Source organism: Teredinibacter purpureus, from assembly GCF_014217335.1.
In the GTDB taxonomy this organism is placed as follows: domain Bacteria; phylum Pseudomonadota; class Gammaproteobacteria; order Pseudomonadales; family Cellvibrionaceae; genus Teredinibacter; species Teredinibacter purpureus.
The window spans coordinates 3566163-3587945 of sequence record NZ_CP060092.1 but is presented as its reverse complement, the minus strand read 5'-3'; the positions used below and the strand labels follow the sequence as shown (position 1 = coordinate 3587945).

Genomic DNA, 21783 nt, shown 5'->3' with positions numbered 1-21783 from the left:
GCCGGGGCGCTTAAAAGTGCTCTAGCATTGTTAATGGGTAGCGTTCTCCCGTTAGATAGCGCTCAATGTCGGAGAGCACCATTGGGCTTCGTAAGCGATGTTTGTTGGCTCGAATCTGCTCTATGCTTAACCATAGAGCGCTTTCAATATCGGGGTCTAAGGGTTGTGATTGATCCTGCCTGAGGGCGCTAGCAATAAAACTTGTTCGCATGTAAGTAATGTTGTTCACTGGCGATGTGAACAATGAATTCCCTAGAAAGGCCTCAAGCTTAATTTCCCATTGGGTTTCTTCTTTTGTTTCTCGAATAGCCGCTGTAAAAAGCGTTTCGTTTTGCTCGAGGTGTCCAGCGGGCTGATTAAGTAAAAGCGCACCATTTTTATTTTCCTCTACCATCAAAAATAAATTGTCTCGCTCAACGATCGTGGCCACTGTGACATGTGGATACCATTTCATAGGCTACCTTTTTCGAGTATTTCTTGCTGGTGTATTGCGTGAGTTTACGTGGTTACGTGTTTTTTTCGCTGTTACTGGTTGTTTTGGCAGATGAACCTCTTCCATCCGGCATTCACCCGGTTGCAATTCGCCAAGCGTCCAAGGCCCTATAGCCGCGCGTATTAGCCGTAACGTTGGAAGGTTTACGGCGGCCGTCATTCGCCGTACCTGCCTGTTTCTACCTTCTGTAATAATGATTTCTAGCCAATGAGTAGGAATCTCTTTGCGTTGTCGGATAGGAGGAGTACGCGCCCAGAGTAATGGCTCAATAATAGTGCGTACTTTGGCGGGTTTGGTTTTTCCGTCCTTTAGCGTAACGCCCGTTATTAAGGCGTCAATGGCTGCTTGGTTGGGTTCCCCCTCTACTTGTACCCAGTAGGTTTTCGGCAGTTTTTTATCGGGGCTGGTAATACGGTGCTGAAGATCTCCGCTATTGGTCAGCAAAAGCAGCCCTTCAGAATCATGATCGAGCCGGCCGGCAGGATAAAAATCCGAGGCAATCGATTTCTTACCGGTGAAGATATTCGCTAATGTTGTTTTTTCTTCGCTGCGACTAAATTGACTTAAGCAATTGAAAGGTTTGTTAAGAAGAATGATTGTAGGCATATAGATGCATCTTTTTGGTGCTGAAGAGCGTGCGAACGGCGCTTACGTCATCGGGTAAACGCTGCTATAATTTGCGACCATTTTACGGTGTATCCCCACCGATTTCCTTCTTTATTGGAGCCACTGGCACACTCGCGTCGGGTGCCTCCTTTTTATCTTCTCACTAAGGGTATAGAGAATGTCGACAGATAAACCTACCATCATTTACACCGAAACGGACGAAGCTCCAGCACTTGCAACTTATTCTTTGTTGCCAATTATTCAAGCTTTCGCAAAGGCGTCCGATATTGCGGTGGAAACTAAAGATATTTCTTTGTCAGGTAGGGTTATCGCCAACTTTTCCGAATACCTTTCAGAAGATCAGCGTCAAGAAGATGCATTAGCCGTATTGGGCGAATTGGCGAAAAAACCAGAAGCGAATATTATTAAATTGCCCAATATCAGCGCTTCCGTACCGCAGTTGGGCGCTGTTATTAAAGAGCTTCAAAGCAAAGGCTATAAGCTTCCGGATTACCCTGAAGCTCCGAGTACTGACGAAGAAAAAGACATTAAAGCGCGTTACGATAAAATCAAAGGCAGTGCTGTTAACCCTGTATTGCGAGAGGGCAACTCCGATCGTCGTGCGCCTGCTTCAGTTAAGCAGTACGCACAGAAAAACCCACACTCAATGGGCGCTTGGGCGAGCAATTCCGCATCGCACGTGGCCTCCATGGGCGCGGGCGATTTTTACGGTAGCGAGCAATCCGTAACGGTCAGCAAACCTACTACTGTGAGTATTCAGTTACTCGAAGGGAATAATGTTGTCGCGTTAAAATCCAATCTACCGTTGTTAGCGGGCGAAGTTATTGACTCGTCAGTGATGAGCAAAGCGGCGCTGTGTGAATTCTTAGCCGCTGAAATCGATAATGCTAAAGCCCAAGATGTGCTGTTTTCATTACACATGAAAGCCACCATGATGAAAGTGTCCGACCCTATTATTTTTGGCCATGCGGTTAAAGTCTTCTACAAAGATGTATTTGCCCAATACGGTGAGTTATTTGATGAGCTAGGTGTTGATGCCAACAATGGTATAGGCGATGTTTACGCAAAAATACAAACGTTGCCGGCTGAGCAAAAAGCTGAAATCGAAGCTGCCATCCAAGCTGTATATGCCGATCGCCCAGCAATGGCGATGGTAAACTCAGATAAAGGTATTACTAATTTACATGTCCCTAGCGATATCATTATTGATGCGTCAATGCCCGCAATGATACGTGCCTCTGGGCAAATGTGGGGCCCTGATGGCGAGCAAAAAGATACTAAAGCCGTTGTGCCCGATCGTTGTTATGCCAGTATTTATCAGGCCACCATCGATTTCTGTAAGGAGCATGGGGCTTTCGATCCCACCACAATGGGAAGTGTGCCTAACGTTGGTTTAATGGCGCAAAAAGCAGAAGAATACGGTTCTCACGATAAAACGTTTGAAATGTCCTCAGCGGGTACGGTTCAAGTGATCGATGCTGCTGGCTCTGTTCTAATGGAACATACCGTTGGTGAGGGTGATATCTTCCGTATGTGTCAGGTGAAAGACGCGCCTATTCAAGATTGGGTCAAGCTAGCGGTCACCCGCGCGCGCGCGAGCAATACGCCTGCGATTTTTTGGTTGGATGAAAGTCGAGCGCACGATGCTCAATTAATCGCTAAGGTTAAAAGGTATTTGGCTGAACATGACACAGCGGGGCTCGATATCCAGATTCTGCCCCCCTTAGAGGCGACTAAGATGTCATTGGCGCGCATCAAAGATGGCCAGGACACCATATCGGTTACTGGTAACGTGTTACGCGACTACCTCACGGATTTGTTCCCCATACTCGAGTTGGGAACTAGCGCAAAAATGTTGTCAGTTGTACCGTTGATGAATGGCGGCGGCTTGTTTGAGACCGGTGCGGGAGGCTCCGCGCCAAAGCATGTTCAGCAGTTTGAGCAAGAGAATCATTTGCGTTGGGATAGCCTGGGTGAATTTTTAGCGCTAGCTGCGTCATTTGAACACTTTAGTCTTGTGCACGGGAATCCTAAGGCGCAGGTGTTGGCTGATACCCTTGATCAAGCAACCGCGCGCTTTTTGGATAACAATAAGTCGCCTTCACGACGTGTAGGAGAGCTCGATAATCGCGGCAGTCACTTCTATCTCGCCATGTATTGGGCTGAGGCGCTCGCTGCGCAAAATACTGATGCTGATATGAGTACACGGTTCAGTGATGTAGCAAAAGAAATGGTTGAAAAAGAAGCGGTTATTATTGAAGAGCTGAACGCTGTGCAAGGCGTAGCTGTTGAGACAAACGGTTATTACAAACCAAGCCCAGCATCACTAGGGGTTGCCATGCGTCCAAGTACCACTCTAAACTCGATTATTGACGGCGTGTAATTCGTCGTACGTAGTACGCAAGAGTGCAGCACAAAAAAGGCCTTTATCACCTAAAGATAAAGGCCTTTTCTTAGGATTTAACCAGTATTCGCGCTAAGACTCCTCCACCATAGTTTCTTTTGGTGGTGGTGCAGGCTCAGTGACGGAGGTAGAGGCTCCTGCCGATAATTTGATTTGTTTGGCGTGTAAACCTTTGTCACCTTGCTCTACTTCAAAGGTGACAGGCTGACCCGCTTTAAGTGTGCGGTATCCGTCCATGTCAATGGATGAATAATGTGCAAACAGATCTTCGCCTCCACCTTCGGGTAAAATAAACCCGAAGCCTTTAGCGTTGTTAAACCATTTGACGGTTCCGGTAGGCATAGCTCGGTCCCTTTAGTATTGTTGCTTTGCACCCATATAGTGTCTTCTGGGTATTTATTGTTATTACAGCAACCGTCTCCTTGACGGATTGGATACTTTGTAACCAACAACGACTTCATTGTCAAGTTTTTGCTCAATCTCCGCTGTTTGCGTACATTTGGTTCAGTTAGAATCTTCTTCTATAACGTTTTGTGTCGTTGGTGTAATACATGGGTAATCTTGAATTTCTTCGTCTAACCTTAAATAAAGATGACGACTCCGATTCGGTCATAGATGATGGCGGTTTAGCTGTCGAGGCTGAGAAGCCGAAGCTTAAAAAACCACCACTGTATAAGGTCGTTTTAATGAACGATGATTATACGCCGATGGAATTTGTTGTTGAGGTGTTGGAAAGTTTTTTTGGTATGAACCGGGAGCAGGCGACTCACGTAATGTTAACTGTACATACCCAAGGTAAAGGTTTATGTGGCGTCTATTCACGTGATGTTGCAGAAACCAAAGCCGCACAAGTCAATCAATATGCACGGCAAAATGAACATCCGCTGCTTTGTGAGATCGAAGCGTGTGATGATGGTGATTCTGAATGAGATTGGAATTTAAGTAGTTTCCGCATGTTGCCATAGGGCGTGGTATCGTGGTGCAGTGGAACCCAATTCAGGTGTGATAAACAATGCTGAGTAAAGAGCTAGAATCTACATTAAATACAGCGTTTAAAGGTGCTAGATCGAAACGTCATGAGTTTATGACCGTCGAACACCTTTTGCTGGCCTTGCTGGACAATGAGTCTGCCGCTAGCGTCTTACGAGCCTGCGGTGCTGATTTGAGCGTTTTGCGGCGGGACCTCTTAGAGTTCGTTGATTCTACAACGCCTCTTATTCCAGAAGAAGATGAAGAGCGGGAAACGCAGCCAACGCTTGGTTTTCAGCGGGTGTTACAGCGCGCGGTCTTTCATGTTCAGTCATCAGGTAAGAACGAAGTCACTGGTGCAAATGTATTAGTTGCCATTTTTAGTGAGCAGGAAAGCCAAGCTGTTTATTATTTGAAGCAGCAAAGCGTTGCACGCATAGACGTCGTTAATTTTATTACACATGGTATTTCGAAAGTTTCAGGTTCTAGTGGTGCTCATGGTGATACAAACCAAGAGCCGCCAGAAGAAGAGGTTGCCGCCGCAGGTGAGGGCGGCCAGCAGAACCCACTGGAAGCCTATTCCACTAATCTGAATGAACAGGCTATGCAGGGGCGTATAGACCCTCTAGTGGGGCGAGATTCAGAAGTGGAGCGCGTGGTACAAATTCTTGCTAGGCGTCGTAAAAACAATCCTCTATTGGTGGGGGAGAGTGGCGTCGGTAAAACGGCTATTGCTGAAGGTTTGGCGAAAAAAATTATTGATGATGAGGTACCGGAGGTCTTGGCAGGTAGTACGGTTTATTCTCTCGATTTAGGCTCCTTATTAGCCGGGACTAAATATCGCGGAGATTTCGAAAAGCGTTTTAAAGGCCTACTCGCAGAGCTGAAGAAGCGAGAGCATGCAATATTGTTTATCGATGAAATCCATACCATCATTGGTGCCGGTGCAGCGTCTGGCGGCGTTATGGATGCATCAAACCTTCTGAAACCCTTGTTAACGAGCGGTGATTTACGTTGCATTGGTTCCACAACGTATCAAGAATACCGAGGCATCTTCGATAAGGATCGCGCTCTTTCGCGACGATTCCAGAAGATTGATGTGAACGAGCCATCGGTAGAAGACACGTATAAAATTCTTCGAGGTTTAAAATCTCGTTTTGAAAAGCACCATAATCTTAAGTACACCGATACCGCGCTAAAATCGGCTTCTGAGCTGGCAAGCAAGTATATTGGTGATCGTTTTATGCCCGATAAGGCCATTGATGTTATTGATGAGGCAGGAGCCTACCAACAGCTGCTGCCCGAATCAAAGCGTAAAAAAGTGATTGGTGTGCGGGATATTGAAAATATTATTGCAAAAATTGCCCGCGTACCGGCAAAAACGGTATCGTCAAATGATAAAGAGTTGCTAGCAAAATTAGAAGATAACTTGCGAATGACGGTATTCGGTCAAGACGAGGCTATAGGCTCAATAGGTTCTGCGATTAAATTGTCGCGTGCGGGTTTAACTAACCATGAAAAACCGATTGGTTCTTTCTTGTTTGCTGGCCCAACTGGCGTTGGTAAAACAGAGCTTTGTAAGCAGCTTGCGACGGCAATGGGCGTTGAGCTCGTGCGGTTCGATATGTCCGAGTATATGGAGCGGCATACGGTTTCACGCTTGATAGGCGCCCCTCCAGGCTACGTAGGTTATGACCAGGGTGGTCTACTCACTGAAGCGGTAACAAAGCAGCCTCACAGCGTGGTGTTGTTGGATGAGATAGAGAAAGCGCACCCCGATGTTTTTAACTTGTTGCTTCAGGTAATGGATCATGGCGCTTTAACGGATAATAACGGTCGCACTGCCGATTTTCGAAATGTTGTCCTTATTATGACCACTAATGCCGGGGCTGAGACAATGGAGCGCTCCTCCATAGGTTTCACTAAGCAAGATCACACAACCGATGGAATGGAGGCTATCAAGAAAACGTTCACGCCAGAGTTCCGTAACCGTTTAGACGGCATTGTACAGTTTGGTGGCCTGTCGTTGGATGTTATTAAAACCGTTGTTGATAAGTTCCTGATGGAGCTACAAGGCCAGCTCGACGACAAGAAAATCACGCTGGAAATTAGCACCGAAGCGCGAGAGTGGTTGGCAGTGAATGGTTACGATGAAAAAATGGGTGCTCGGCCAATGTCGCGTATTATTCAAGAAAAGGTTAAAAAGCCTTTGGCAGAGCTGGTGTTGTTTGGTGTGCTAGCGGAGAAGGGCGGTGTTGTCACCATCGATGTGAAAGATGATGTGCTAAGGGTTATCCCTGTGGTCGAAAAACCCAAGGAAGATTCTCCAGAGGCCTGCGTTTAGTCGGCAATCACTTTCTGTTGGAATCAACACACAATAAAAAAGGCCTGCATATAAAGCAGGCCTTTTTTATTGACAGCAAATAAAGACTAACGGGCGCGGTAAGTGATTCGGCCTTTACTTAAGTCGTAAGGTGTCATTTCCACCTTAACTTTATCGCCAGTCAGAATTCTGATGTAATTTTTACGCATCTTTCCAGAAATGTGAGCCGTTACAACGTGCCCATTTTCCAGTTTCACGCGGAAGGTGGTATTCGGCAGAGTATCGATAACTTCGCCTTCCAGTTCAAAATGGTCTTCTTTTGCCATTCGGCACAAACCTCAGTCATTTCAGGTTGATTTAGAGAGGCGGCATTTTGCCCTAAATGAGTGTGAAATCCAAGTTAATTGACTAGAAAGAGCGGGATTTTATTGTTACCTGAAATAAAGTGGGGTTATGGCAGAAAAACAGGACGGAGCCAGCTGGCCTGTTTGACGTTATTGGAAAGGTGGGGCGAGGGGAAAACAGCCAATACGTACATTATGCAGTCGTTGTTATATTATAACAACTGGCCTTTGGCCTCAATTTCGGGTGGATAATCCGTTACGGTTACCCAGTGTTGATCAATTAACACCTGATAAGGCCGGTAATTTATTTTGTAATTCATTTTCTGACATTTGCGTATCCAATAACCAAGATAAATAAATGTGAGATTATTGTTTTGCGCGTATTGAATTTGATGAAGTACCGCAAAATTGCCTAAGCTGCGGTGAGCTTCATCTGGGTCAAAAAAGGTGTAGACAGCTGATAATCCATGATCGAGCGTATCGGTCACCGCTAGCGCAATTAGTTTATTGTTGGCGTCGCGCATTTCAAGGTATTCGGTAACGCCCCACTCGGCGGTTAAGAAATCTGTATATTGCGCGTGACTAGCTGGAAACATATCGCCATCACAGTGGCGCTTATTGATGTACTTTTCGTACAAAGCGTAATGTTCTGGTGTGTCGATGGTATGAACAACTGTTATCGTTAAATCACGATTGTTTTTCAAACATCTTTTCTGTGATCGATTAGGTTTAAAATTATTGACCATAAGGCGGATAGGCACGCAAGCCTGACAGTTTTCGCAATGAGGTCGGTATACGTTTGCACCACTTCGACGAAAACCGTACCGAGATAGTTCGCTATAGAGCGCTGCGTCCAGCGAAGCCGTAGGGTCGATAAACACGGTGGTAGCATCTTCGCCGGGAAGGTAGCTGCACGGGTGAGGTCGCGTAGCGTAAAGTTTTAACGTTGATAAATCGTTCTGCTCGCTCATGGGAATCTGATCATCCTGAAATAGTATCGCCATCAATGGTGGCGTCGATGCCGTTAAAGCCCGTTTCCGGCATTTCCCAGGCTTGCTGCCACTCTAGAATAAAGGGTGAACGGGAACCGTTTATGCGCCTCAGTGCTGAATTCATGCCTTTGGGAGCAAAGGGTGGCTTCTCAATTGCCCGCGCGAGCGTTTCTTCAAACTGATCTCTAGAGACTTCTGTTGCGCCAAAAGAAGCCAAGTAAGGGCTTTCTATTTGGCAGTCAATCAGTTCGAACTGCCAGCGCTTTAGCTGTTGAGCGAGCGTTGAAAAAGCTGCTTTTGACGCGCCGCTTACAAGGCTGTACATAGATTCGCCGAAATAGGCGCTTCCAAGGGCTACGCCGTACAAACCGCCGACAAGGTCGTCGCCTAGCCAAGCCTCAACAGAATGCGCTACCCCCATCTTGTTGAGCTCTACATACGCCTCAATCATCTCCTCGGTGATCCACGAGCCATCTTGTTCTTTGCGATCAATTGTACCGCACTGGCGCATAACGGTTTCAAAGGCCTGATCGATAGTGATCCGAAACATCTGTTTACGCAGTAGCTTTTTTAAAGACCGGCCAAAGTGAATGTTTTCCGGTAGCAGCACCATGCGAGGGTCTGGTGTCCACCACAGTAGCGGTTGACCTTCACTGTACCAAGGAAAAATGCCGCGAGAATAAGCTTGAATAAGGCGTGGGGGAGTTAAATCGCCCCCCACGGCCAAGAGGCCGTCGGGGTCTTTTAATGCGCTAGCAGTAGGGGGGAACCAGATTTCATGTGTATCAAGCCAGTGTAGTTGGCTCATTGCAGGTTCCCCTCATTAGCGGCGGCAGGTGCTTAACAGATTATAGGTTGTCTAAATACTTCTCTGCATCCAACGCCGCCATACAGCCAGCACCAGCAGATGTCACTGCTTGCCTATAGATGTGGTCGGCAACATCACCCGCCGCGAATACACCGGGAACGCTTGTGGAGGTTGCTTCACCTTCCAGCCCACTTTTAATTTTGATATAGCCATTATGCATGTCGAGTTGGCCAGCAAAAATATCCGTGTTAGGTTTATGTCCAATGGCAATAAACACACCGCTCACGTCAATGTCTTGGGTGCTGCCATCAGCGGTTGATTTTAAACGCATGCCGTTTACACCGCTGTCATCACCCAATACCTCGTCTAGAGTGTTGTTCCACATAAGAGTAACGTTTCCGTTCTTCGCTTTTTCGAGCAGGCGATCTTGCAGTATCTTTTCTGAACGTAAAGAGTCGCGACGGTGCACAAGAATAACTTCGCTTGCAATATTGGATAGATAAAGCGCTTCCTCAACAGCCGTGTTGCCACCGCCAATAACCGCAACTTTCTGGTCGCGGTAGAAGAACCCGTCACAGGTAGCACAGGCGCTAACGCCTTTTCCTTGAAAGGCTTCTTCTGAAGGAAGACCTAAATATTGAGCTGATGCGCCCGTGGAGATGATTAGAGCGTCACAGGTGTAAGTTTCGTTACCCACTAACTTTTTAGGGGAACTGTTAAGGTCACATTCATGAATATGGTCGAAAATGATCTCGGTATCAAAGCGTTCGGCATGCTGTTGCATTTGAACCATTAAATCCGGCCCCTGTAGGTCATGAACACCGCCGGGCCAGTTTTCGACTTCTGTTGTTGTCGTTAGCTGGCCACCTTGCTGCATGCCAGTGATAACCACCGGCTTCAAGTTGGCGCGTGCAGCATAAATGGCGGCGGTGTATCCCGCAGGGCCGGAGCCAAGAATAATCAAGGGGAAATGCTTCGCGTCGCTCATAGTTCGCTGTTCCTTTATCAAGTAGGGTGTAAGTAGAGAGGGGGCTGATTCCCTTGGTCCGTAGCGTGCTCAGTTAACACGGCCACTGCTTATTGGGGCCGAATCTTAGAGTATCCGGCGTAAGGCTGCTAGGTTTGGCGTTCTATATTTGCCATAGCGAAAACCAATACAATTATTGATGGTCAATATATTGGGATTAATAAAGCGGGTACAATACCGCAGTCTTTTAAATTATAACGCAATAAGAGTCCAGTTTTGAGCAAAGCAGAAGTGAAAAAAGGGGATGAGGTTGCCGAAAAAACAACCACCGTGGCACGCATACTGCGCGAAGGCATGCTTATAGGCCTAATGCTCACATGTGCGTTTATAGCGTTGGCGTTAATCAGCTATTCAGCGAATGACCCCGGCTGGTCGACAACCGGTGATGGCAACGCGATACAGAATGCTGGAGGCCCTACTGGGGCTTGGTTAGCGGATGTATTTTTCTCCCTTTTTGGCAATATTGCGTATTTATTCCCAATGTTGCTGGCTTATCAAGTGATCGTTCAGTTACGCGACCGCTGTCGAGCCAACTTCGACGGCATCATATTTTTGTTGCGACTGATTGGCTTTATTCTAGTTATGGTTGCGGCGACAGGCATCGCCGTTATGCAATACGGAACGCAAAGCGAGCTGTTACCGTTTTCTGCCGGAGGCTATTTAGGCCTCACTACCGCAATGGCGATCAATAATACGTTTGGGTATATGGGAGGGAGCATGTTGCTCCTTGCCATTTTATTGTTCGGGTTAACAATATTTATCGAAATATCATGGTTTGCGGTAATGGATACGGTAGGTCAGTCGGTATTTAAGGCAATTGGTTGGGCAAAAGGCCGTATTGTGCACTGGCGCAATGGTGCGCAAGAGCGTAAACAAGCCAAGCTTGCCGTTAAAGCACGAAGGGACGCGGCAAAAATTCATATCGCGCAAGAAAAGAAACGTAAGCCCCCAAAAATTACGCCGCCTAAGAAATCCCCGCCAGAAGTGAGTGTAAGAGCACAAAAAGAAAAACAGCAAACCCTAAAGTTTGACGACTCCCCTCCAGTAGGAGAATTGCCGCCGGTTAGTTTGCTCGACCCAGCAAACGCTAAAAGTGATAAAGGTTATTCAGAAGAATCCCTAGAAGCGATGTCGCGATTGCTTGAATTAAAGTTAAAGGATTTTAATGTAGTGGCAGAAGTTGTCGCTGTATTACCTGGCCCCGTAGTGACTCGTTTTGAGATTCAGCCGGCCGCAGGGGTGAAGGTGAGTAAAATTACCAACCTAGCGAAAGATCTTGCGCGGTCGCTTGCGGTTATTAGTGTGCGAGTGGTTGAAGTTATTCAAGGCAAGTCTGTAGTCGGTATTGAAATCCCTAATGAATACAGAGAAATGGTTCGCTTAAGTGAAGTTATCAGCTCGGCTGCGTACGAAAAATCTAAATCGCCGTTAACACTTGCGCTAGGGCACGATATTTCAGGGGAAGCTATTATTGCCGATCTTGCCAAGATGCCCCACCTACTGGTGGCGGGCACCACCGGTTCGGGTAAATCGGTAGGCGTAAACTCCATGTTGGTGAGTATGCTTTACAAATCGCCACCTGAAGACGTTCGCTTGATACTCGTCGACCCCAAAATGCTAGAGCTATCCGTCTATGATGGCATCCCTCATTTGTTAACGCCCGTCATTACCGACATGAAAGATGCCGCCACCGGTTTGCGGTGGTGTGTCGGCGAAATGGAACGCCGTTATAAACTAATGGCGGCCATGGGGGTGAGAAACCTAGCCGGTTACAATAAGAAAATTCGGGATGCGAATAAAGCGGGCACACCCATACCCGACCCATTTTGGTCGGCGGAAGATGAAGGCGTCATAGTGCTTGAGAATGCGACGGCCCCCAACTTGACAACCATGCCTTGTATTGTCGTCGTCATTGATGAGTTTGCCGATATGATGATGATCGTCGGCAAAAAAGTAGAACAACTGATTGCGAGAATTGCACAAAAAGCCCGTGCTGCGGGCATACATATGATTTTAGCAACCCAAAGGCCCTCCGTGGATGTGATAACGGGGTTGATTAAAGCGAACGTTCCCACCCGCATGGCATTCCAAGTTTCGTCAAAAATCGATTCTAGAACCATATTGGATCAAGGCGGAGCCGAGCAGCTATTGGGTCATGGCGATATGCTCTACCTTCCCCCAGGTACTGGCGTAACGGTGCGGGTACACGGTGCATTTGTGGATGACCATGAAGTCCACAAAGTAGTGGCCGACTGGAAGAAGCGAGGTTCACCCGAATACCTAGATGATATATTAAGTGAAGACGTGGCCAGTATTCCTGTTCCAGGGTTTGCAACGGAAGGGGAAGGTGGGGACAAGCCAGAATCAGACCCTCTGTACGATCAAGCGTTAGAATTTGTAACGGAATCTCGCAAGGCAAGCATCTCATCGGTGCAGCGAAAATTACGTGTTGGTTACAATCGTGCCGCACGACTTATCGAAGATATGGAGCTGGCTGGCGTAATCACTGAAATGGGTTCTAACGGTATGCGTGAAGTTCTCGCACCACCGCCACCTAAGCGATAACACCTTGTTTATTTAATGGGATTAAATTATTTATGATGTTAAAACGTTCAGCCTTGTACTTGTGTACCTTTTTGGCCCTTTTATCGATGAAGTTGTATGCGCAAGACAACAAGGTAGAAGCTATAGCGGCGAATGAGTTAAGCGCAAAGTTAAAATCAATTCAAACCTTTACCGCCTCATTTGAGCAAAGCTTGACGGACCCCTCTGGAGGCGAAATTCAGCCCTCATCCGGCGTGTTAAAAGTGAAAAATCCGGGCTTATTTTACTGGCATGTATCACTACCATACGAGCAACTGGTAGTGGCAAACCAGCATTCTCTTTGGGTTTATGATCCAGACTTAGAGCAAGCAACGGTATCCGATCGTCGGAGTCTCGATAACAGCCCAGCACAAATATTAAGCGGCGATTTTTCCAGCTTGGGCGAGACATTCGCGGTGACGGTAACGCAAATTGAACAAAAAGCACGCTATACGCTTGAAACGCTAGACCTGAATGCGAGCACCTTCACACAGCTTGTGTTTGAATTTACGTACGATAGCAAACACGAAAATGAACAGCTGGCGTCTATGTCACTTGTCGATAAGCTTGGGCAAGTTACGGCTGTTACCTTTTCAGATCAACAGCTTAATACCGAACTGCCGAGTAGCATTTTCGATTTTGTCGCACCAGAAGGTGTGGATATTATAACCAACGAATAACCTCTTATCGTGCTAGAAGCCTGCTGGCCTCTAGCCTTTATTAGCGAACAAAGAAGCGGTAACCCTGTGTTGAAACGGCTATGACCAGTACAGATCTATTCAGCGAATCTCCAACCGACCTTTCTGCGCACCAACCGCTAGCCGCGCGCATGCGGCCGCGCAAACTTGTCGACTATCTTGGGCAGGAACATTTACTGGGCGAGGGCAAACCGCTCCGTTTAGCGCTTGAGCAGGGGCAAATACACTCGATGATTTTGTGGGGCCCGCCCGGAGTCGGCAAAACCTCACTGGCAAAATTATTAGCCAATGAAATTAATGCGCATTTTCTCTCAATATCCGCCGTACTCGCAGGCGTAAAAGATATTCGAGCTGCGGTTATCGAAGCACAACAGCAGCGGCAAGCTTACCAGCGGCAAACAATATTATTTGTCGATGAAGTACATCGCTTTAATAAATCCCAGCAAGATGCATTTTTACCCTACGTAGAAGACGGCACTCTCATTTTTGTGGGCGCCACCACAGAAAACCCCTCCTTTGAAGTTAACAACGCCTTATTGTCACGATGCCGTGTATATGTACTGCAAAGTTTCACCGAAGAGCAGCTAAGTGAATTAGTACAGCGGGCGTTAACGATTGATGTTGGCTTAGGTCGCAAAAAGCTATCACTCGCCGAAGGGGTTCAGCCGTTACTCATAGCCGCTGCCGATGGCGATGCTCGAAAAGTATTGAATTTACTTGAAATTGCAAGTGACTTAACGGAAGAGGGCAAGGCTGTACCGCTGCAAGTCGTTGAGCAAGTGCTAACAGGGGATGTTCGTCGGTTTGACAAAGGCGGCGACCTATTTTATGAACAAATATCAGCACTACATAAGTCCGTGCGCGGTTCAGACCCAGACGCCGCCCTCTATTGGCTTGTACGAATGCTCGACGGAGGCTGTGACCCGCTGTATATTGCCCGCCGAGTCGTTAGAATGGCCAGTGAAGACATCGGCAACGCAGACCCAAGAGGCCTGCAAATAGCGTTAAGTGCGTGGGATGTACAAGAGCGGCTGGGTAGCCCTGAAGGAGAGTTAGCCATTGCTCAATCGGTTGTGTATTTGGCTTCTGCCGCAAAGAGTAACGCCGTGTATAATGCGTACAAAGCGGCACGCGCAGTGGTACAAAGCCTACCGAGCTATGATGTACCGATGCATTTGCGTAACGCGCCAACCACACTCATGAAAACACTGGACTATGGTAGCGAATATCGGTACGCCCATGATGAGCCCGAAGCCTTTGCTGCTGGCGAACACTATTTCCCAGACGAAATGGACGCACATCAATTTTATACACCGGTAAATCGTGGTTTAGAAATTCAAATTGGCGAAAAATTACAACGGCTACGCAGTCTAAATAAACACGCTAAAACGGCGAGTAAAACGACTACTAAATAGCATCGCAGTGCTTTTATAGTTGACGGTTAATCAATAATTTATATTTCGAGATTATTATGCTTTGGTTATCAGTGGCAATAGGTGGCGCAATGGGCGCAATGGGGCGTTACGGTGTATCCGTAATGTTTGCGCCGCACCACTATAAGTTTCCGATTGCGACGCTAACCGTCAACATCATAGGTTCGTTAATGATGGGCATTTTTTATGTGGTCATAGTTGAAAAAGGCTTGATACCACAAGAATGGCGCCACACCATCATGATAGGTTTTCTTGGCGCGTTTACAACGTTTTCGACATTCTCAATTGAAACCCTGCACCTGTTTCAGGCAGGGCATTGGCAAACGGCCATCCTTTATTTGGGGCTCAGTGTGTTACTTAGTGTAACCGCCGTTTTCTTGGGAATAACAATCACCGATAAAATACTGTAACTGGAAAAATCATGTTAGATCCGAAACTTATTCGCTCGCAACTTGCTGAAATTGCTGAAGGCTTAAAAAAACGCCACTACACGTTAGATGTCGAAAAAATACAATCGTTAGAAGAGACTCGTAAAGTTGTTCAAGTTGAATGCGAAGCGCTTCAACAAGAGCGCAATACTAAATCCAAAGGTATTGGTAAAGCGAAGGCCGCCGGAGAAGATATTGCACCCCTCTTAAAAGAAGTGGAAAACTTAAAGGGCGCGTTAACCACCGCAGAGCAAAAGTTGGGGCAGGTACAAACTGAAATGGACGATATTCTATTCGGTATTCCCAATATACTCGCAGAGGATGTTCCACATGGAAAGAGTGAAGAGGATAACGTAGAAATTAGTCGGTGGGGAACACCGCGTACCTTTGATTTCGACGTGAAAGACCATGTAGATGTAGGCGGTGATCTCGGCGGTTTGGATTTTGAAACCGCGGGCAAAATTACCGGTTCTCGCTTTGCTATTATGACCGGCACTATTGCGCGAATGCACCGTGCGCTTATTCAGTACATGTTGAATACGCATACCGGCGAACACGGTTACGACGAAATTTATGTTCCCTTTATTGTCAACAAAGATTCACTCTTCGGAACAGGTCAGTTACCCAAGTTTGAAGAAGATTTGTTCAAATTACGAGACGATCGAGACTTCTACTTAATTCCAACGGCTGAAGTCCCCGTTACCAACGTTATGCGTAACGAAATAATTGATGAACAAAAATTGCCACTTAAATACGCCTGCCACACGCCGTGCTTCCGCTCCGAAGCGGGCAGTTATGGTCGCGATACGCGGGGAATGATACGTCAGCATCAATTCGAAAAAGTAGAATTGGTACAATTTGTAAAGCCAGAAGATTCTAATCAAGCATTGGAAGAGTTAACTGGGCATGCAGAAGCTATTTTACAAGCGCTGGGGCTGCCTTACCGTAAAGTTATGTTATGTGGTGGCGATGTAGGTTTCTCTTCCTCTAAAACCTACGACCTAGAAGTGTGGCTCCCCTCACAAGACACCTACCGCGAAATTTCCTCATGTAGCAGTTTCGGTGAGTTTCAAGCGCGCCGTATGAAAGCGCGTTTTCGCAACGCCGAAACAGGAAAACCTGAACTGCTTCATACGTTGAACGGCTCGGGTTTGGCTATAGGCCGCACACTGGTCGCTATACTTGAAAACTACCAGCAAGCCGACGGCTCTGTTGAAGTACCAGAAGTGTTACGTCCCTATATGAATGGTCAAACGCATATTCAAAATACGTAAGCGTTAGCCCTGTCACATAGTGTGTCTTTGTAGCGCCCAATGTGTAATCGCATTGGGCGTATCTATTTTCGATAATCGAACAACCCGCCCTGTTTGAGGTAAACCCAATGGATTATCTTCCACTATTTTTTGATTTAAGGGGCAAGCGTTGCCTAATCGTTGGTGGTGGCACCATTGCTACCCGTAAAGCACGGTTATTGGCAAAAGCCAATGCGGCTATTTATGTAGTAGCTCCGTATATACAGCCCGAACTACAAACACTTGTCAGTCAAAGTGGTGGTGAGTGTTATGTGCAGTGTTACGAAAAGGGGTATTTGAACAACACAGTACTGGTGATATCCGCTACCGATAATGACCGGCTTAATCAGCAGGTATCCAGTGATTGTCATGCACTAAACCTACCCGTGAACGTTGTCGATTGCCCACAGTTATGCAGCGTGATAACCCCCGCTATTGTGGATAGAAACCCCCTTATTATTGGCATTTCGAGTGGGGGTGAAGCGCCTGTTTTAGCGCGTCGCATACGCTCACATCTAGAAGCCACCATACCTGGGCGGTATGGCAAATTAGCCCAGCTAGCCAGCCGTTTCCGCGACAAAGTGAAACAAACCTTTGCGGATGGAGAGCTTCGTCGCCGTTTTTGGGAGAGTGTTCTAAATGGCGAAATAGCCGAGCAAGTATTGGCTGGTAACGAAGCGCAAGCGGAGTGTGCGATGGTGCAACGCCTAGCCGCGGAGGATTGCGAAACAGGAGGGGAAGTTTATCTTGTTGGAGCTGGCCCCGGAGACCCCGATCTACTCACGTTTAAGGCGCTGCGTTTAATGCAGCAAGCCGAAGTCGTTCTGTACGATCGACTCGTATCCGAACCCATATTGGAAATGGTTCGCCGCGACGCGGACCGCATCTACGTGGGCAAAAAACGCAGTGAACATGCCATGCCGCAAGAGGCCATCAATCAAACGTTATTGTCCTACGCACAGCAGGGCAAACGAGTACTGCGATTAAAAGGCGGCGACCCGTTTATCTTTGGTCGTGGGGGTGAAGAAATCGATTTGTTGGCCGAGCACAACATCCCGTTTCAAGTTGTGCCTGGCATAACAGCGGCATCGGGTTGTGCTGCCTACGCAGGTATTCCGCTTACACATCGAGATTATTCACAGTCTGTTCGTTTTATAACGGGCCATTTAAAAGACGGTCAGGCAAACCTAAATTGGCAAGAATTCGTGGATGCACGACAAACCCTAGTTTTCTATATGGGGCTGGTAGGGTTAGAGGAAATTTGCGCCAAGCTTATCGAATACGGCAAAGATGCCGATACAGGTGCAGCCTTGGTGGAGCGGGGCACACTACCAACTCAGGTCGTTCATGCCTCCACTTTAGAAAAATTACCCGGGCTAATTAAAGGCCGCACGGTTCATGCCCCTACTTTAATTATAATTGGTGATGTGGTTAAGCTTCATTCGAAATTAGCGTGGTTTAAACAGACCGATGAAATAGCTACACCGTAAAATTAACGTGCGCACAACAACATTGCGCTAGCGACGTTAGCCGCTAAAGAAAACCTGATAATTGCCGAAAAACCTACTAAGTTAGGCGCTACAGTAACAGCGCTTTTTACCAACTTAATTGTTGCGCTGCGCTATTGCTCGGCGCCAACGTTATAGAACGACACGCATGGTTGATGCAATCACACCCTCCAATAGACCACAGCCGATAAACTCCGCCACTAAGCGCGAGCGTAGCGCGGCCTCCGTAGAACCTCACCAAGATCAAAAAAACACCGTGGCGTCCAATAATAGGCGGCCACGCAAAGAGCGCCGACAACAGTTAGACCGCAGGCAAAGGCCTTGCAAAACAACCCGTAAACTCTACGAGTTACGCTCAGGAGCCGACCGCCGAAAAAATGATCAAGGTCATCCTTCAATAGAGATAGACGTTTGATATAAGACCTCTTGCACCTTATGCTAGTACCTTCTCCGTTGCGATTCAGCTAGAGGTATTCAATATGTCAGAGACTCCCAGTTCATCCTTAATAACCGATGTTAATGATACTGCATTCGATTACGATTTTTTTGTAATTGGAGCCGGTTCAGGCGGCGTGCGGGCAAGTCGCATAGCCTCACAGTTGGGCGCAAGGGTTGCCGTAGCAGAAGAACTGTATCTGGGAGGAACCTGTGTCAATGTTGGCTGTGTCCCCAAAAAATTATTTGTTTATGCATCGCAATTTCGCGAAGATTTTGACGCATCAAAAGGTTTTGGATGGGGGCATGGAGAGCTTAGCTTTAACTGGCAAACACTGCGTGACAATAAAACAACAGAAATAAAACGCTTAAATGGCGTCTATAACAATATCTTATCCGGCGCTAATGTAGAGATATTGCACGGTAGAGCGACCTTAGCGGGTAAAAACAGCGTTAGCGTCAATGGCACAAACTATAAAGTTAAGCATATTCTAATTGCCACCGGCAGCTGGCCCCGAAAGCCTACTTACCAAGGCGCTGAATACACTATCGATTCAAACGAATTTTTTTACCTAGAAACATTACCACAAAAAGTAATCGTTGAAGGTGGAGGCTACATTGCTGTTGAATTCGCGGGTATCTTAAATAGTTTAGGCTGCGATACTGAACTGGTCTACCGTGGCGAACTTTTTCTACGTAACTTTGATAACAGTATTCGCCATTTTGTGGCCGAAGAAATTCGAAAAAAAGGCATTAAATTATCGTTTAAGCAACAAATCTCTAGTGTGCAAAAAAATAATGATGGTTCACTCACCGTGAACATAAAGAACTCTGCGCAAAACGAAGAAGATCGGAATGTGACTGTCGACGCCGTTGTGACAGCTATTGGCCGAACACCCAAAACAGGCAATCTTGGTCTAGAAGCCTTAGGCGTTGCGCAAAAAACCGATGGTAGTATTATCGTCGATAACAATTTTACAACGAATGTAGAAGGGGTTTACGCGTTAGGGGATGTTATTGGGCGTAAACAGCTTACCCCTGTGGCCTTGTCCGAAGGTATGGCGTTAGCGCGTCATCTTTTCGACGGACAGCCCATTAATATGGATTACGACAATATTGCCACCGCAGTATTTTGTCAGCCCAATATTGGCACCGTAGGGCTGACAGAAGAGGAAGCACTTGAAAGAGGGTATACGCTCGACATTTATAAGAGCGAATTTAAAGCCATGAAGCATACGCTAAGTGGCCTTGATGAGCGTACGCTAATGAAATTGATTGTCGATAAAAATACAGACAAAATATTGGGCGCCCATATGGTTGGCCCTGACGCAGGCGAAATAATGCAAGGTCTTGCCATTGCCATAAAAGCAGGAGCGACAAAAGCACACTTTGACAGCACCATTGGTATCCACCCAACGGCCGCTGAAGAATTCGTCACCATGCGGGAGCCAGTTGGTTAAGGTACAGATAACTATAAACACAGCAAGGAAGCTGGACAATGGACGTGATAAAAACCATGGCGCCCGGTACGCCGGGCACAATACGGTACTACGAAAAATGGGCTGATAAACTCGTAAACGTGCGTTACAGAAGAGATGATACCAATAAAAGAATATTAACTACGGTAGAAATTGTTGTAGACACGCGGCCAATGGATCGTGACGCGAGAAAAGGGTTGTACCTACCATTGAAAATAGGTTTCACCGAGCTAAAGCTAAGACGCCTAATAAAAGAACATAACGGGCAATGGGATCGCAGTCAAAAAGCGTGGTATTTACCACATAAGGTGGTGCGTAAACTTGGTTTAGAGCACAAAGTGGTATTAGGCTTAAACGCGCCCTCAATTCACGAACTTTGACGTCGTACTGACATATATCCACGCTGTATAAATACTATTGCTATATGCCTAGATTTAGGTATATAAGTATAAATGTTGTGGAAATGCGTCTTAACGACGTTGAATAAACTGTTAGTTTTTAATCTTATACCGAGGAATTAGTCATAAAATATATAAAGCATTTTCTAACCATTTCGTCATTCGTGATTATGGCTGGTTGCGTTACTTATGAAGACCAGAGAAATAAGTTAATTGAAAGCCTAGATGAGTCTGAGCGATCATATTTAGTGGGGAAATATTCTGTTCAATGTAAGGCAAATTCTTCTGGAACCAAATGCGGCCAACCTTTTAATTCAATGTCGGTTTACTATACTGCGACTGGAGAATTAGAGTATAGCGATAGATTTAGTTCTGTTAGGGGAAACATGTTTGGCGCTGATACCAGCTATGACATAATCGATTCCAAGAAGGAAGAAAAGGGCTATTACTTTTGTCGTATTTTGCCTGCTGGAGCGTATAGCCTATTTACCATTAAGTACTGGAATTTCGCAGGTGGTGGTAGTGGCTACTATCTTGACGAGAAAGATCAATTTGACATACCTTTCAGTCTTGTTGCTAAAAAAATAACTGTTCTAGATCACGTCAAGTTAACTACAGATATGGGTGAGAATATATTTGGCTTGGATTTGGCAGTGCCTGGAAACGTTGAGCTATCATCGTTAACTGAAAATGAAATTCAGCTAGCGCTTGAGAAATGCCCAGAGGCGGCAAGAGGCTATGAGTTATTAAATCAGAACATCTGGGAAAAACATTACGAATCTTCCTTTGTTCGCTCAAAAAACTAACAAGGCATTGCAGTCCGCTCCGGCGCTACGCGCCTCCGCCTGACGTAAATTGCAACGATTGTTTTGTGCATACGCTGCGCGTATTCTTGCACAAATCAATCGTCACAATTTACGCAGCTGAATGGCGACGTTAGGTGAATTCAAGTGAAGTATATTTTCGCAATAATATTATCTCTTACCTTTGTCAATGCTGCTAATGCATCAAGGTGCGGTTTGGCTGTTAAGTTTTTTAATCCCGATGCGGTAGAGAAAAATATTGTTGCGAGTATCGACTGGCATGGAATGGAAATAGATTCAGGCGAAAATGATTTTCCTGGTGATGTGGCTCACCGAATTGAAATAGGCGCTGCACAAGAAGTCACTGAGTTATTTGTTTTTCCATGTGGATACCCCGGAGACCCCAAAGAATTTTGGGTGAATTACAGGGTTTCAGAAAGTAAAGTTATTGAAAGGAAAAAATATAAAAAGGGTGTGCAAGTTAGAGTTACTACCGGCACCTAACAAGTGTAGCCACCTGACACAAATTGCAACGCGCCTTTTGGTGTTCGCGTTGCTCACAGTACACCAAAAGGCACGCCACAATTTGTGCAGGTGCTACAGGCGTTATGGCGGGTTTAAATAATTTGTATATCGTTCTAGAGTTCGTCAAAATTTGAGAGTTCGCAGTTTAGTAAGTGCCATCGTCGAGAAAGAACAAATAGTTTCACTCGGCACAAGAAAGTAGCCAAGTGGTTACA

Annotated in this window: 20 protein-coding genes; 13 read left to right on the top strand and 7 right to left on the bottom strand. The window is 46.4% G+C overall.

Annotated elements, in window-relative coordinates; genetic code table 11:
* Window positions 1-10: 10 nt before the first annotated feature.
* Both H5647_RS15750 and H5647_RS15745 read right to left on the bottom strand, forming a co-directional pair.
* Window positions 11-454, bottom strand: a complete 444-nt coding sequence (locus H5647_RS15750) for an NUDIX hydrolase (RefSeq protein WP_045859890.1) — start codon at window positions 452-454, stop codon at window positions 11-13.
* Window positions 455-457: 3 nt separating this feature from the next.
* Entirely contained in the window at window positions 458-1099 is a 642-nt protein-coding gene (locus H5647_RS15745) for a pseudouridine synthase (protein WP_045859888.1), read from the bottom strand.
* 178 nt (window positions 1100-1277) lie between these two features.
* Between H5647_RS15745 and H5647_RS15740 the strand changes: the two genes are divergently transcribed.
* Window positions 1278-3503: an NADP-dependent isocitrate dehydrogenase gene (locus H5647_RS15740; protein WP_045859886.1), complete on the top strand. Its 2226-nt coding sequence runs from the start codon at window positions 1278-1280 to the stop codon at window positions 3501-3503.
* A 93-nt stretch (window positions 3504-3596) separates the two neighbouring features.
* Here H5647_RS15740 and cspD read toward each other — a convergent pair whose 3' ends face one another.
* The gene (gene cspD / locus H5647_RS15735) at window positions 3597-3866 is read right to left on the bottom strand and encodes a cold shock domain-containing protein CspD (RefSeq protein ID WP_045859885.1); all 270 of its coding nucleotides are present in this window, start codon (window positions 3864-3866) and stop codon (window positions 3597-3599) included.
* A gap of 209 nt (window positions 3867-4075) precedes the next feature.
* Here cspD and clpS point away from each other — a divergent pair, with 209 nt between their 5' ends.
* Both clpS and clpA read left to right on the top strand, forming a co-directional pair.
* Complete coding sequence (gene clpS / locus H5647_RS15730) at window positions 4076-4453, top strand: ATP-dependent Clp protease adapter ClpS (protein WP_045859884.1); 378 nt, start codon at window positions 4076-4078, stop codon at window positions 4451-4453.
* Between the two features lie 83 nt (window positions 4454-4536).
* Window positions 4537-6837, top strand: coding sequence for an ATP-dependent Clp protease ATP-binding subunit ClpA (clpA, locus tag H5647_RS15725; protein WP_045859882.1), 2301 nt, complete (start codon window positions 4537-4539; stop codon window positions 6835-6837).
* Between the two features lie 86 nt (window positions 6838-6923).
* On the opposite strand, the gene infA is transcribed toward clpA, so the two are convergent.
* The 4 genes from infA to trxB form a co-directional block, all read right to left on the bottom strand.
* Window positions 6924-7142, bottom strand: a complete 219-nt coding sequence (gene infA / locus H5647_RS15720) for a translation initiation factor IF-1 (RefSeq protein WP_045859879.1) — start codon at window positions 7140-7142, stop codon at window positions 6924-6926.
* Between the two features lie 230 nt (window positions 7143-7372).
* On the bottom strand, window positions 7373-8131 hold the full coding sequence (locus H5647_RS15715) for an arginyltransferase (protein ID WP_045859878.1): 759 nt from the start codon (window positions 8129-8131) through the stop codon (window positions 7373-7375).
* Window positions 8132-8141: 10 nt separating this feature from the next.
* Complete coding sequence (gene aat / locus H5647_RS15710; RefSeq protein ID WP_082087084.1) at window positions 8142-8960, bottom strand: leucyl/phenylalanyl-tRNA--protein transferase; 819 nt, start codon at window positions 8958-8960, stop codon at window positions 8142-8144.
* 40 nt (window positions 8961-9000) lie between these two features.
* The gene (gene trxB / locus H5647_RS15705) at window positions 9001-9948 is read right to left on the bottom strand and encodes a thioredoxin-disulfide reductase (RefSeq protein WP_045859876.1); all 948 of its coding nucleotides are present in this window, start codon (window positions 9946-9948) and stop codon (window positions 9001-9003) included.
* Window positions 9949-10281: 333 nt separating this feature from the next.
* On the opposite strand from trxB, the gene H5647_RS15700 reads away from it, so the two are divergent.
* From H5647_RS15700 to H5647_RS15655, 10 genes are all read left to right on the top strand, one after another.
* Window positions 10282-12552, top strand: a complete 2271-nt coding sequence (locus tag H5647_RS15700) for a DNA translocase FtsK (RefSeq protein WP_082087192.1) — start codon at window positions 10282-10284, stop codon at window positions 12550-12552.
* A 32-nt stretch (window positions 12553-12584) separates the two neighbouring features.
* A complete protein-coding gene (lolA, locus tag H5647_RS15695; RefSeq protein ID WP_052692110.1) occupies window positions 12585-13250 on the top strand; it encodes an outer membrane lipoprotein chaperone LolA in 666 nt (221 codons plus the stop codon).
* Window positions 13251-13330: 80 nt separating this feature from the next.
* The gene (locus tag H5647_RS15690) at window positions 13331-14683 is read left to right on the top strand and encodes a replication-associated recombination protein A (RefSeq protein WP_045859872.1); all 1353 of its coding nucleotides are present in this window, start codon (window positions 13331-13333) and stop codon (window positions 14681-14683) included.
* Between the two features lie 56 nt (window positions 14684-14739).
* On the top strand, window positions 14740-15111 hold the full coding sequence (gene crcB, locus H5647_RS15685; RefSeq protein ID WP_236074925.1) for a fluoride efflux transporter CrcB: 372 nt from the start codon (window positions 14740-14742) through the stop codon (window positions 15109-15111).
* 11 nt (window positions 15112-15122) lie between these two features.
* On the top strand, window positions 15123-16403 hold the full coding sequence (serS, locus tag H5647_RS15680; RefSeq protein ID WP_045859867.1) for a serine--tRNA ligase: 1281 nt from the start codon (window positions 15123-15125) through the stop codon (window positions 16401-16403).
* A gap of 107 nt (window positions 16404-16510) precedes the next feature.
* Entirely contained in the window at window positions 16511-17911 is a 1401-nt protein-coding gene (cysG, locus tag H5647_RS15675) for a siroheme synthase CysG (protein WP_045859865.1), read from the top strand.
* Between the two features lie 497 nt (window positions 17912-18408).
* Entirely contained in the window at window positions 18409-19824 is a 1416-nt protein-coding gene (gorA, locus tag H5647_RS15670) for a glutathione-disulfide reductase (RefSeq protein ID WP_045859861.1), read from the top strand.
* A 38-nt stretch (window positions 19825-19862) separates the two neighbouring features.
* Window positions 19863-20222 (top strand): hypothetical protein, encoded by a 360-nt coding sequence (locus H5647_RS15665; RefSeq protein ID WP_045859859.1) that lies wholly within the window; start codon window positions 19863-19865, stop codon window positions 20220-20222.
* 188 nt (window positions 20223-20410) lie between these two features.
* Complete coding sequence (locus tag H5647_RS15660; protein WP_045859857.1) at window positions 20411-21046, top strand: hypothetical protein; 636 nt, start codon at window positions 20411-20413, stop codon at window positions 21044-21046.
* A 144-nt stretch (window positions 21047-21190) separates the two neighbouring features.
* Window positions 21191-21547, top strand: a complete 357-nt coding sequence (locus tag H5647_RS15655; RefSeq protein WP_045859855.1) for a hypothetical protein — start codon at window positions 21191-21193, stop codon at window positions 21545-21547.
* Window positions 21548-21783: the final 236 nt, after the last annotated feature.

Bases quoted from the DNA above. Each gene is read 5' to 3' on its own strand.
- H5647_RS15750 (WP_045859890.1), bottom strand. From the start codon at position 454: ATGAAATGGTATCCACATGTCACAGTGGCCACGATCGTTGAGCGAGAC.
- H5647_RS15745 (WP_045859888.1), bottom strand. From the start codon at position 1,099: ATGCCTACAATCATTCTTCTTAACAAACCTTTCAATTGCTTAAGTCAA.
- H5647_RS15740 (WP_045859886.1), top strand. From the start codon at position 1,278: ATGTCGACAGATAAACCTACCATCATTTACACCGAAACGGACGAAGCT.
- cspD (WP_045859885.1), bottom strand. From the start codon at position 3,866: ATGCCTACCGGAACCGTCAAATGGTTTAACAACGCTAAAGGCTTCGGG.
- clpS (WP_045859884.1), top strand. From the start codon at position 4,076: ATGGGTAATCTTGAATTTCTTCGTCTAACCTTAAATAAAGATGACGAC.
- clpA (WP_045859882.1), top strand. From the start codon at position 4,537: ATGCTGAGTAAAGAGCTAGAATCTACATTAAATACAGCGTTTAAAGGT.
- infA (WP_045859879.1), bottom strand. From the start codon at position 7,142: ATGGCAAAAGAAGACCATTTTGAACTGGAAGGCGAAGTTATCGATACT.
- H5647_RS15715 (WP_045859878.1), bottom strand. From the start codon at position 8,131: ATGAGCGAGCAGAACGATTTATCAACGTTAAAACTTTACGCTACGCGA.
- aat (WP_082087084.1), bottom strand. From the start codon at position 8,960: ATGAGCCAACTACACTGGCTTGATACACATGAAATCTGGTTCCCCCCT.
- trxB (WP_045859876.1), bottom strand. From the start codon at position 9,948: ATGAGCGACGCGAAGCATTTCCCCTTGATTATTCTTGGCTCCGGCCCT.
- H5647_RS15700 (WP_082087192.1), top strand. From the start codon at position 10,282: ATGCTTATAGGCCTAATGCTCACATGTGCGTTTATAGCGTTGGCGTTA.
- lolA (WP_052692110.1), top strand. From the start codon at position 12,585: ATGATGTTAAAACGTTCAGCCTTGTACTTGTGTACCTTTTTGGCCCTT.
- H5647_RS15690 (WP_045859872.1), top strand. From the start codon at position 13,331: ATGACCAGTACAGATCTATTCAGCGAATCTCCAACCGACCTTTCTGCG.
- crcB (WP_236074925.1), top strand. From the start codon at position 14,740: ATGCTTTGGTTATCAGTGGCAATAGGTGGCGCAATGGGCGCAATGGGG.
- serS (WP_045859867.1), top strand. From the start codon at position 15,123: ATGTTAGATCCGAAACTTATTCGCTCGCAACTTGCTGAAATTGCTGAA.
- cysG (WP_045859865.1), top strand. From the start codon at position 16,511: ATGGATTATCTTCCACTATTTTTTGATTTAAGGGGCAAGCGTTGCCTA.
- gorA (WP_045859861.1), top strand. From the start codon at position 18,409: ATGTCAGAGACTCCCAGTTCATCCTTAATAACCGATGTTAATGATACT.
- H5647_RS15665 (WP_045859859.1), top strand. From the start codon at position 19,863: ATGGACGTGATAAAAACCATGGCGCCCGGTACGCCGGGCACAATACGG.
- H5647_RS15660 (WP_045859857.1), top strand. From the start codon at position 20,411: ATGGCTGGTTGCGTTACTTATGAAGACCAGAGAAATAAGTTAATTGAA.